This is a genomic window from Microbacterium sp. CFBP 13617 (assembly GCF_014839445.1).
Lineage (GTDB): Bacteria > Actinomycetota > Actinomycetes > Actinomycetales > Microbacteriaceae > Microbacterium.
On the sequence record NZ_JACYNW010000002.1, the window covers coordinates 332,166 to 342,045 of the forward strand.

A 9,880-nucleotide genomic window follows, 5' to 3' on the forward strand; every position below is an offset into this window, starting at 1 on the left:
TCGCTCCTCAGCGCTTCCAGTTGGACGGGTAGGCGGTGTCGTCGTCGGTGAGGCCGACGCCGTGGCCGAGCTCCTCGACGGGGAGCGCGGTGTTCGGCTGCAGCGACGCGATCGCGGCGGCCGTTCCGGTCTCGTCGGTGTCGAGCATCTTGCGGAAGTGCTCGCTCGAGGTGGGGGCGATGCGGCCCGCGGCGATCGCAGTCGCGATGATGCCGTCGCGGCGGGTCTTGTCCTGCTCGGCGCGTGCCAGGGCGCCAGCGCGGGCGTCGCGCTGCACCTGGTCCCAGACGTTCGCGTCGACGGCGACCGTGCCCGAGAGCAGGCCGGGGTTGGTGGGCTGGGCGGCGGTCGAGGCGGCGGCGGTCGGAGCCGTCTCCGCCTCGGCGACGGGCTCGGGCGTGCCGAGCCGCTCGTCGACCGCAGCCGTGGGGGCGTCGTTCGTCACGACGTTCTCCTTTCGGATGGGGGTACCCGGCTCGGACGAGCTCGGGGGCTTGGGGGCCGATGCGCGGGCGGATGCCGCGACGGCACGGATGCGGTCGGTGACTGCGTCGTCGGGCTCGTCGTCGACGAGGATGACCGTGTCCACCTCGTCTTCCTCGACCCCGACGGTGGAGGCTGCGCCGGCGTCCATGACGACACCGATGCGGTCGGCGAGGCCGAGCTCGACGGTGGCGGCCGCGGTCAGCCACGTTTCGTCGGCGAGCATCGTCGCCCAGTCCTGGTCGCCGGCCTTCTCGGTGTAGATCTCGATCGAGGACGCTTCGACGACGTCGAGGAAGGCGGCGACCTTCCGCATCTCGGTGGCGTTGCCCCAGGCGATCGACGAGGGCGAGTGGATCATCATCTGGCTGCCCTTGCTCATCACCGTCTCGTCGCAGCCTGCGGCGATGAATGATGCGGCGGATGCCGCGATTCCGTCGACGACGGCGGTGACGCGGGCGCTGTTCGCGCCGAGCATGTTGAGGATGGCCATGGCTTCCCACACCTCGCCGCCGGGGCTGTTGATGCGCAGGACGATCTGCTCGACGGAGGTGGGCAGCGCGTCGAGCACTCGCGCGACGTCCTCTGCCGAGATACCCCACCAGCCGCCCCACGAGTCGATCGGGCCGTAGAGGCGGATGGTTGCCACGGTGACGTCCTCGCCCTCGGGCGCCGGCGCTGTGACGGCGGAGAAGAACGATGCCTTCGACTTCGGCGGCTCGACTGACCCCCAGTAGCGGCGCTCCTGCCGCTCTTTGGCGTCCGCCGCGCGGGGGCGGACGGGCGGTGCGGTTCGAGTGGTCACGATGCCTCCTGGATCTGGGTGGACGGTTCGTCCGGGTCGAGAGCAGCGCCGGCACGACGAGCGATCGCACGGGCCTCACGGCGCGTGAGGAACGGTGCGCCGACGGCGGGGGTGGACTTCTGCACGGTCTCGGCGATCGCTCGCGCCGCGCGCGGGTCAACGTCGTCGTCCGGGTGGTCGGCGCCGACAGCGCGGACGGGGATGCCGAACTGCGCGCGCAGGTGAGCCTCGAGCGCCGGGTCCCACCTGATGGCGCCGGAGTCGAGCAGCGCGCGCATCGATTCGGCCGTGGCCGGGTGCTCGTTGCCGATCTTCGGCGGGACGAGCCGCGGAGCGGGCTCGTTGGGTCCCCAGTTCTTGTCGACGAGATCCTCGATCACGTACTGCTGGGTGATCGTCGCGATGTGCCGAGCGAGGGCGTTCAGCGACTTCGTGAAGAAGTCTCGGAACGTGTCGCCGAGCGCATACGAGCCGGTGGAGTTGTCGCCGCCGAGGTTGAGGAAGTTCGTCAGCGCCGCGCGGCCGATCTGCTCGTCGTAGTAGCGGATCTGCTTGTCGAGGTCGGGCAGATTCCCCTCGACGCCGCTGAAGGTGAGCGTCGCGCCGTTCGGCAGCGAAGCGCCTGCAGTCTCGCCTGCGCGCGATCCCCGCGCGATCTGGATGCCGCGTTCGATCTCGGCGTCCAGCCACGCCTTGACCTTCGCGTCGTCCTTGAAGTCGGGCGGCGGGGCGCTCGTGTAGATCGGGAGGCCGAGCCCGTTGCGATCGGATGCGAGCGCCTGGACGCGCAAGGCGCGGTCTTTGAGCAGCCACATCTTGTACGCCGGCCGGAGCATCGACACCCCGGCCCAGTTGGCGCCCTCGCGCTGGTGCACGTAGACGACGAGCCGGCTGACGGGGATGGGCTTGTCCATCCAGGTGGTGAGAATGAACGACGCGCGCTTCGGGTCACCGCTGGAAAGTCCGATGCCGTACTGGCGGACGGCGACGAGGCCTCCATCACGGGCGACATCGAAGCTGGCGATCGTGCGCGGCGGCCGCCAGGCGAGCTTGACCAGGTGCGCTCTGCCGAATGCGTCGGGCTCGTACACCTGCTCGAACACGGAGTGCCCGAAGGCGAGCTCGAGCAGCGCGAGCGGCAGGTGCTCGTTCCAGGAGAATCGGCCCTTCGTACGCAGCGGGGCCTCCCACACCTTGCCCTTGATCTCGATGCCGAGATCCTGGGAAACGTGGCGGGCGACCTCCGGACGCACCCCGGTGCAATCGAGCTGCCAGTCGGACTCCAGCAGCGGGAGCGTGACGGCGAGCAGCACCGACGCGATCTGCGGGTCGTCGCGGCGCATGCGGTCGACGAGCGGGACGGACTTGGGCCACTGGAACTCGGGGTCGGCTTCCGACTCGTCGATGAACGTGTTCCATCCGGCGAGCGGGGCGGTGACGTAGCCGATCTCGGTCAACGTGGGGACCTCCTGGTTCAGGGGCGGGAAAAGCTCGCCCAACCGTTCTGGGGCGTCACGTCGCGGGCGACGAGTTGCGCGGCAGGCGGCGGGGGCGCGACCCTCTCGGGCGGTGGAGGCGTGAGCATTTCGAGGCCGTACAGCGCCTCGCTCTCGGCGACGAGGCCGGAGATGTCGACGGGCTTCGACTTGCGACGCGACCACGCCTTGTTGTCGGCGTAATCCATGACCACGCCGCCCTCAACGGCCGTGTCGATGTCTGGCTGCTCGACGACGACGAGCTGGCGATCGCGGACGCGGTCACGCATGCGCGCGGTCGCGTGGGCGAACTGTCCGCCGTCGAGTGCGTGGACGACGAGGCCCGCCTCTTCGAGCAGGGGCGCGAACTCCGCGGCGCGGCATCCGCGGCTCTGCACGACCACCTCGCGGTGGCCGGACTTCTCTGCGAGGTCCGTCATGAACTTCGGCACCCAGAGCATCCCGGTGCGCTTCACGCGCGTCGTGACGAACGGGCGGCCGTCGGTGGTGAGTACTGCGGCGGCCAGCCAGGTCATGTCGTCCTCGCTGGTGTCGAGCGCCCACACCGTGCGCGAGCCGCGCGCGACGCTGACCTCGGCGGGCAGGACGCGGCGCGGCCGCCAATCACGCGGTGAGATGTACGACTGGACCTTCGACGTGACCCACTGGCAGAGCACCTCTGTGCGGTACGACGCCTCGAGCATGTCGCGGGAGTCTTGGAGGCACATCTCGACGGTGATCTCGCCGTGCCCGATGCTCGGGTTCGCCTGCAGGATCGCGTCGACGTCGTCGAGCCGGCATCCGTCGGGCGCCGACCATTCGAAGAGGGCTAAGGTGGGAGCGACCAGCTCGCCGTTGGCGTACGCCTCCAGCTCGTCGAGGCCGCGGGACAGCCAGTCCTCGATCTCGGCGATGCGAGTCTCGCGCTGCTTGCGGAGCACGACGGAGCGGACGTCGCCGGCGTTCGAGATGCCCCAGAGCTGGGAGTTGAACACGGCCTTGGTGGTCTGTGCGACGGAGTCCCACGCGTCCCACGTCTGCTGCTCGCGCATCTCGTCCATCAGGACGCGGGCAGCGGACTTGCCGCGGCCGCCCTTTCGGGATGCTGCGCGGACCTCGTAGTGTGCGCCGTTGCGGAGGTAGATGCCGGGCTGGCCGTTCTTCCGCTGGAGCTTCTGCACGGCCTTCGCGAGTGAAGGGACGTGGCCGTCGTTCTCGGTGTCGCACCAGCGGCCGGTGAGGTTCCAGACGTCCTGGGCGGTGTCGAGGTTCTGAGCGGTGCCGAGCACCTTGAACCGGAACGGGGGTAGGCGTTCCTCGAAGCGGTCAGCGTCGACGAACAGCCACCAGGCGGCGAGTACTGCGGCGAGCATGCTCTTGCCGTTCTGGCGCGCGACGAGCACGATGACGCGGCGGAACCGGAAGGTGCCGTCGGGGTTCAGCTCGAGCGCGTGGATGAGCAGCCACTTCTGCCATGGGTACAGCGCGACCTTGAGGAACACGAGCGCGAACTCGATCACCTCGAACCCGAGCGACGTCTCCGGCGTCAGCGGGCGTAGCGGGCGCGTCCACAGGCGGGGCTCCTCGCTGCCGCGCAGGTCGGAGTAGTCACCCTGCGGATCCGCGGTTGCGGTTCTTCCAGTCGTCGAGGTCAACCGGGCCCTCCTTCGGAGGCTCGACCGCGGCCTCCGTGCTCGGGGGCGGGATCGACGCGTTGAGGGCGGCGCGAGCGGCGGGCGTGGCGCCCAGCTCGCGAAGCCCGTTCCACAGGTGCGGCAGCAGGTACAGCGCCTTCGTCGCTTCGAGCGACGTGCCGTTCGCGACGGCGTGGTCGATCTGGCGAGCCACCTGACGGCAGGACGCGATGAGCGCCTCATCCGCGGCCGTGGTCGGGATCTCGCGCAGCGTGTTCTCGAAGGCGTCGGTGATGGCGTCCTTGACCCGCGTGGGCTCGCCCAGCAGACGTTGACGCTCCTGCATGAGCTTCACGACGCGGTCGGTCGCCGCGGCGTCGCCGTTGATGGCCTTCTGCCAGTGCGCGCGGTGCAGCGCGTCGATGCGCTCGAGGTCGACGATGCGGGCGGCCGTCTGGTCGAGCGCGACGGTGGATGCCGCGATCGCCTTCTGCACGGCCGTCTTCGCCTGCGTGAGCGTGCACGAGAGCTGCGTGGCGATCTGCTCGTACGGCACCGCGGCGCGGAACAGCGCGAACGCCTTCTTCTGGTCAGGCGCCGGCATCCGCGGTCCCGGTGAAGTCGACGGGCACACCGTCGCGGACGGGGACCGTCCCGGTGTGCTCCTGGAAGCGTCGGCAGATGACGTCGGCGTACGTCGGGTCCAGCTCGACGAGCAGGGCCTTCCGGCCGAGTCGGTGCGCGGCGATCATGGTCGACCCGGATCCTCCGAAGCCGTCGATGACCCATGCGCCCGGGGCGCACGAGTTCGTCAGCATCGCCTCGACGAGCTCGACCGGCTTCATGGTCGGGTGCACCGCCGAGCGCGACGGGCGCGCGATGTCGAACACGGTGGATGAGCGGTTGTCGCCGTGCCAGTGGTCGCCGCCGCGACCGAGCCGCCCCGTGCCGTCGGCGGTGAAGCCGTAGGCGATGGGGTCGAAGTCTCGGGGCGCGGCGTCGCCGATGACACCCTCAGCGATGGGCTCGGACTGGTAGTGGTAGTCGGCGCGCGAGAGGACGAACCGGTCCTTCACCCACATCAGCGTCTGGCGGTACCGGATGCCGAGGCGCTCCATCGCCGTCTGCAGGGGAACGCGCAGCACGTCGGAGTGCGCGACGTAGATGGGCGCGCCCGGTCGGCACACGGCCGCGGCGACTTCGAGGAACGCCACGGACACGGCGATCGCGGCATCCGCGCCGTCGTTCTGGATGCGGAGGCCCGTGCCGCCCTTGTACTCGACGCCGTAGGGCGGGTCGGTCCAGCAGCAGTCGAACGTGATGCCGGCGGCCGCCGCGCGCACGGCGCCGAGGTCGCCCGACGAACCGACGAGCAGGCGGTGCTCGCCGAGGTGCCAGACGTCGCCAGCGCGGGAGATCGCGTCTGCCGGGTCCGGGCGGTCGGGCACGTCGTCGGGATCGGTGAGCGACACGGGCGTCGACAGCTCGGCGATCAGCGCGTCGAGGTCACCCTGCGTGTAGCCGGTCCCGTCGAGGTCGCCCGCGGATGCCAGCGCGGCCACCAGGTCGGCGTCGTCGTACGAGCCGAGGTCGGCCAGCCGGTTGTCCGCCAGGACGATCCGCGTCGCCGTGACGTCGTCGACATCGACCGTCGTGGCCTGCACCGTCTCCCACCCGAGCGAGCACGCCGCCAGGAAGGTGTGGTTCCCGGCCAGGATCTCGTTCGCCCGCCCCGTGAGCGTCCCCACGTTCACCACGAGCGGGCGGTACTGCCCGTGCGCCGTCAGCGACTTCGCGATCTCGCGCACGTCACCGCGGCGAGGGTTCCGGTGGAACAGCGACAGCTCCCCCACACCGAACTGGACGACCTGCAGGCGGCTCAGCGTCGATTCGTCCACCCAGATCACCGCCCTTTCGAAGTCTCGTGCGTGCGCGCGTGCGCGATGGGGGTACCCGCAACCCCAGGGGAGAGAGGAAGCGAGTCCGGAGGTCGCGTCCGTCCCTGGTCGGGATGCTGGATTTTCTGAGGGGGGCGGTTTGGTGGTCAGGAGCGGATGATCTCGGCGTGCTGGGAGCCGTTGAGGGAGGCGCACAGGGACTCCCACGCGTGCGTGTCGCGTACCAGGGCGTCCACTCCCTCGTCGAGGTACAGGACGTAGGCGCTCATACCTCGGGTGCCTTGACGGTAGGAGCGGATGATGACCTCTCCCCCGGTGGTGGGGTAGCTGACTCTCTCTGCGCCGTTGGCTCGGCGGACGGTGACGTCGACGCCGAGGGGTGCGGCCTGGGCGATCTGGTCGAGTGCTTCTCGCGAGAGCGTCGTGTCTTGGGTGACGACGATGATCCGCTTCCCCTTGAAGGCGTCCGCGTTGATCCCTGCGGCGGCGTATCGGTTCATCGGTTCCTCTTCTCCTGGCCGCAGCGTTCGCAGCGGATGGTGGCGGGTGCCTGGGTGTAGGCGTTCCCGGAGTACCCCCATCGGTGGATACCGAGCGCGCAGCGGAGGCCGAGCGTGTTGGGCTTCGTCCACCGGCCGCCGTACTCGCGTCGCCATGAGGGCTCAGGTGTCACCCGCACGGGCAGGCGGTCCCACTGCTTCGCCTCGTGCGGGCCGGCGGGATACGCAGGCTCGGGAGGCCAGTTCAGCATCGTGCGCTGCTGCGGCGGCAGATACAGCGCGTGGGCAGCCTGCTCCCACGGGTGCTCGGCATGGTAGCTGTCCGTGCCGTCAGGCTCGAACTCGCGGCCGCTCATGAGAACCAGGCATCCCCTGCAGGCCCGTCGAGATGCATGACCTGGACGGCGTTCTCCTTGGTCGCGTGCTCCTCGCACAGCACGGCCATGCTGTACCCGTCGCCCGCGATCTCGAACACGCGCTGCGCGGGCCGATCGCAGCCCTTGAGCATGCAGCTCGTCCACCGGGCACGGCCGCGCTCGCGCACCTGATCACGCTGATACCGACCGAAGCACTCGCGCGCTTCCGCCTCGGTGGCGTGCGGGTCGTGGTCAGCGCAGTAGCCCACCGGGTGGCGGCCGTTGACGACCATGTGGAAGCCCGAGTGGTCTGCGCGCTCGCGCACCGTGCGGTGGTTCATGACATGTCCTCCTGGTCTAAGGCCGGGTACCGGTGCCAGACTCAGGGCACACGAAATTGGGGGGAAACCTGTGGCGAAATATCTGCTGTCCTACGATCTGTCCAGCCCGGTGCGGAACTACGACGACCTGATCAAGCACCTGGAGAGCACCTATGGTGCGGACGGACACGTGCTTGAGAGCGTCTGGCTCATCGACTCGCAGGACTCCATAGGGGATGTCCGCGACGCGGCTAGGGAGTTCATCGACGCAAACGACAAGCTCATGGTGGTTGCGTTGAAGGAGAATGTGGGCCACCGATGGGCCACGGCAAATCTTGACAGCGTTTCCCGCTGGTTCAAGGGACACTGACCCACCTGCGACGCGTTCACCACCAGTCGGGGACGAGCTCGCCGAGCCCTCCCCCGTCGATCGCGCCGTTGCCTCTGGTCTTGTTGCAGAGGTCGTGGCTGTGGCGGAAGTTGTCCCAGTCCTCGTACAGCTCGGGGTGCGTCGAATACGCGTGGTAGTGGTCGAGGTTGTGGGACTCGGGTGTCGTGCCCGCGCCGGCGTCGTAGTCGATGCGGCCCTTGCAGATGTGGCAGTTCGCTTCCGGGTCGCCCTCAGCGTCGAGGCGCTTCCCCTCTTCGAAGAACTGCTGGCGCAGCTCGTGCATGCGGCGGCTGTCGCTGCGGGCCCTGACGGCGCCGGGGCCGAGGGTGGCCGTGTCGGAGTACTCGTCCATCAGCACCTCCGAAGATGTGAGGGGCGCCGGCGCCGTGGTCGGTCCATCGGCGCCCCTCAGATGTGGCGCAGGTACCCCGCGGGGGTCCTTCGCGGCAGGCAGCTCCGCGTTGACGCCAGTCAGACACCGGCCGGAAGGAGTGGGAGGCGCGTCCCGATCATGCGCGCCTGCTCCGAAGTCTCGAACTCCCGGCCGGTGGATCAGATGGCGACGTGGTCGCCCAGGTTCGTGGTGGCCGTGTGGCCGTCCAGGTCGATCACGACGCCCTCGAGCGGGTAACCGTCGCGTTCGTACCGGAGGATGTCGCCGACTCGAATGCCACGCGCGTCGCCCACGGTGAGGGTGCGGGGTGCGGTGGCGTCGAGCCAGTCGACGGCGGCGCGGGCCTCCCGTGCGAGGGCGGGCCCGTCAGGGTGGGGCGACGTGTCGAGCACGTCGGCGAGTTGGGTGAGCCCGGCGCGGTCTCGCTCTTCCTGCAGGTGGGTCAGGTTGGCCCGGTTGATGGAGGCGAAGATGCCATGTCGGGGGTCGCGGATAGGCTCCACGGCAGCCCTCCGATCGATTGCAGTCGATGGTCGGGTTAGGTCCCGGCTGGCGTTGCAGCGCTGGTCGGGACCGTCTGAAAAATGAACGGAAGCGGGAGAACATGATCGAGATTGTGGTGACGACCGGTGGGGAGAGCGGAGCGACCGTTCTGGACTGGTTGCCCATTGTCATCTCCGGTGGCGCATTCGTCGTGGCGCTGAGCGCGCTGATGTACACGGTTGTCGCTCGAGCGGTGCCTGTCCTCGACGCTTTCGACAGCGTGGATGAGGACGGAGTTCTGGTCGCGCATGGTGTCCACGTCTACAACGTGGGTAGACGGACGCTTGCGCTCCGCCGGATAGGTCTGGTCCAGCCCGACGGCAAGTTGCGGTACGCAATCGATGACCATCCCGACGGTCTGGCCTCAGCAAATCCCGAACTTCCAATCACGATCGCGCCGGGAGAGGTGAAGGTCTTCGTCATGCCCCTATTGATGCTCGTCGACCCTGCTCGCACCTCCTGGACGTACAGAGCTCTCTATGTGACCGGCCGACGACGCAGTGGAGAGCCGAAGGTGGGGCGGATCGAAGCAACCCGTCGGAAGCCCGATGACGTCAAGATGCCCTGGTAGCTCGAAGGCCCCGGACCGGATGTGCTCGGCGGGGCCTTCGGGGTGGTGTCCGTGTCAGACACCTTGCTAACCATGAATGTAGGGGCGGCCAACGGGATGCTGTCAACATCAGCTCGAAATTGGTTCTGGGGAGTCCTGTCCGGCTGTCTCCGCGGCTCGTTTCGCTCGGAGGCGCTGCTGGTGCACGGGGTCGTTCTTGAGCCTCTGTCGCCACCAGGCGAGCAGCACGGCCAGCTCGACGACGCGCACCCGCTGGCCGTCTCGGACCTCCCACCCCATGCGCATGCCGTTGAGGTGCCAGCGGCGGATGGAGCGGCGGGACCGCTTCACCCGTGCGGCGGCCTCACGGTAGGTGAGCTTCGTCATGGCTCCCGTTCGATTGCGAGATGCCATCGGTCGTGAGCAACCGCATCGAACACGACCGCTGCGCACCTGATGCACACGTCGACATCGATGCGATCACAACTACCGCGGAAGTGCCCCGGCACCACCTCCAGTGCCTTGCGCTCC

At 68.9% G+C, this 9,880-nt stretch carries 13 protein-coding genes; 2 read left to right on the forward strand and 11 right to left on the reverse strand.

From position 1 onward, the window contains the following. Positions 1 to 7: 7 nt before the first annotated feature. From IFU40_RS06125 to IFU40_RS06160, 8 genes are all read right to left on the reverse strand, one after another. A complete protein-coding gene (locus IFU40_RS06125; RefSeq protein WP_191925746.1) occupies positions 8 to 1,288 on the reverse strand; it encodes a head maturation protease, ClpP-related in 1,281 nt (426 codons plus the stop codon). Then, positions 1,285 to 2,745: a phage portal protein family protein gene (locus IFU40_RS06130; protein ID WP_191925747.1), complete on the reverse strand. Its 1,461-nt coding sequence runs from the start codon at positions 2,743 to 2,745 to the stop codon at positions 1,285 to 1,287. The genes IFU40_RS06125 and IFU40_RS06130 overlap by 4 nt, the downstream gene beginning before the upstream one ends. A 17-nt stretch (positions 2,746 to 2,762) precedes the next feature. Then, positions 2,763 to 4,418, reverse strand: coding sequence for a terminase (locus IFU40_RS06135; protein WP_191925748.1), 1,656 nt, complete (start codon positions 4,416 to 4,418; stop codon positions 2,763 to 2,765). Then, entirely contained in the window at positions 4,372 to 5,001 is a 630-nt protein-coding gene (locus IFU40_RS06140; protein ID WP_191925749.1) for a terminase small subunit, read from the reverse strand. Before IFU40_RS06140 ends, IFU40_RS06135 begins: the two co-directional genes overlap by 47 nt. Further along, entirely contained in the window at positions 4,988 to 6,304 is a 1,317-nt protein-coding gene (locus IFU40_RS06145) for a DNA modification methylase (protein WP_342343491.1), read from the reverse strand. The genes IFU40_RS06140 and IFU40_RS06145 overlap by 14 nt, the downstream gene beginning before the upstream one ends. Before the next feature lie 137 nt (positions 6,305 to 6,441). Next, on the reverse strand, positions 6,442 to 6,795 hold the full coding sequence (locus tag IFU40_RS06150) for a hypothetical protein (RefSeq protein ID WP_191925750.1): 354 nt from the start codon (positions 6,793 to 6,795) through the stop codon (positions 6,442 to 6,444). After that, positions 6,792 to 7,151, reverse strand: coding sequence for a hypothetical protein (locus IFU40_RS06155; RefSeq protein WP_191925751.1), 360 nt, complete (start codon positions 7,149 to 7,151; stop codon positions 6,792 to 6,794). The genes IFU40_RS06150 and IFU40_RS06155 overlap by 4 nt, the downstream gene beginning before the upstream one ends. Beyond that, positions 7,148 to 7,492: a hypothetical protein gene (locus IFU40_RS06160; RefSeq protein WP_191925752.1), complete on the reverse strand. Its 345-nt coding sequence runs from the start codon at positions 7,490 to 7,492 to the stop codon at positions 7,148 to 7,150. The genes IFU40_RS06155 and IFU40_RS06160 overlap by 4 nt, the downstream gene beginning before the upstream one ends. 70 nt (positions 7,493 to 7,562) lie before the next feature. Between IFU40_RS06160 and IFU40_RS06165 the strand changes: the two genes are divergently transcribed. Continuing rightward, positions 7,563 to 7,841 (forward strand): SinR family protein, encoded by a 279-nt coding sequence (locus tag IFU40_RS06165; protein ID WP_191925753.1) that lies wholly within the window; start codon positions 7,563 to 7,565, stop codon positions 7,839 to 7,841. 16 nt (positions 7,842 to 7,857) lie between these two features. Here the strand turns inward: IFU40_RS06165 and IFU40_RS06170 are convergent, their stop codons facing one another. Together IFU40_RS06170 and IFU40_RS06175 are read right to left on the reverse strand one after the other, a co-directional pair. Continuing rightward, positions 7,858 to 8,214 (reverse strand): hypothetical protein, encoded by a 357-nt coding sequence (locus tag IFU40_RS06170; RefSeq protein ID WP_198424678.1) that lies wholly within the window; start codon positions 8,212 to 8,214, stop codon positions 7,858 to 7,860. 200 nt (positions 8,215 to 8,414) lie between these two features. Beyond that, positions 8,415 to 8,759, reverse strand: coding sequence for a hypothetical protein (locus IFU40_RS06175; protein WP_191925754.1), 345 nt, complete (start codon positions 8,757 to 8,759; stop codon positions 8,415 to 8,417). 101 nt (positions 8,760 to 8,860) lie between these two features. Here IFU40_RS06175 and IFU40_RS06180 point away from each other — a divergent pair, with 101 nt between their 5' ends. Then, on the forward strand, positions 8,861 to 9,370 hold the full coding sequence (locus IFU40_RS06180) for a hypothetical protein (protein WP_191925755.1): 510 nt from the start codon (positions 8,861 to 8,863) through the stop codon (positions 9,368 to 9,370). 108 nt (positions 9,371 to 9,478) lie between these two features. Here the strand turns inward: IFU40_RS06180 and IFU40_RS06185 are convergent, their stop codons facing one another. After that, positions 9,479 to 9,736 (reverse strand): hypothetical protein, encoded by a 258-nt coding sequence (locus IFU40_RS06185; RefSeq protein ID WP_191925756.1) that lies wholly within the window; start codon positions 9,734 to 9,736, stop codon positions 9,479 to 9,481. Positions 9,737 to 9,880: the final 144 nt, after the last annotated feature.

Coding starts and splice junctions, on each gene's coding strand:
- IFU40_RS06140 (WP_191925749.1), bottom strand. CDS start 5,001: ATGCCGGCGCCTGACCAGAAGAAGGCGTTCGCGCTGTTCCGCGCCGCG.
- IFU40_RS06180 (WP_191925755.1), top strand. CDS start 8,861: ATGATCGAGATTGTGGTGACGACCGGTGGGGAGAGCGGAGCGACCGTT.
- IFU40_RS06150 (WP_191925750.1), bottom strand. CDS start 6,795: ATGAACCGATACGCCGCCGCAGGGATCAACGCGGACGCCTTCAAGGGG.
- IFU40_RS06170 (WP_198424678.1), bottom strand. CDS start 8,214: ATGGACGAGTACTCCGACACGGCCACCCTCGGCCCCGGCGCCGTCAGG.
- IFU40_RS06160 (WP_191925752.1), bottom strand. CDS start 7,492: ATGAACCACCGCACGGTGCGCGAGCGCGCAGACCACTCGGGCTTCCAC.
- IFU40_RS06155 (WP_191925751.1), bottom strand. CDS start 7,151: ATGAGCGGCCGCGAGTTCGAGCCTGACGGCACGGACAGCTACCATGCC.
- IFU40_RS06185 (WP_191925756.1), bottom strand. CDS start 9,736: ATGACGAAGCTCACCTACCGTGAGGCCGCCGCACGGGTGAAGCGGTCC.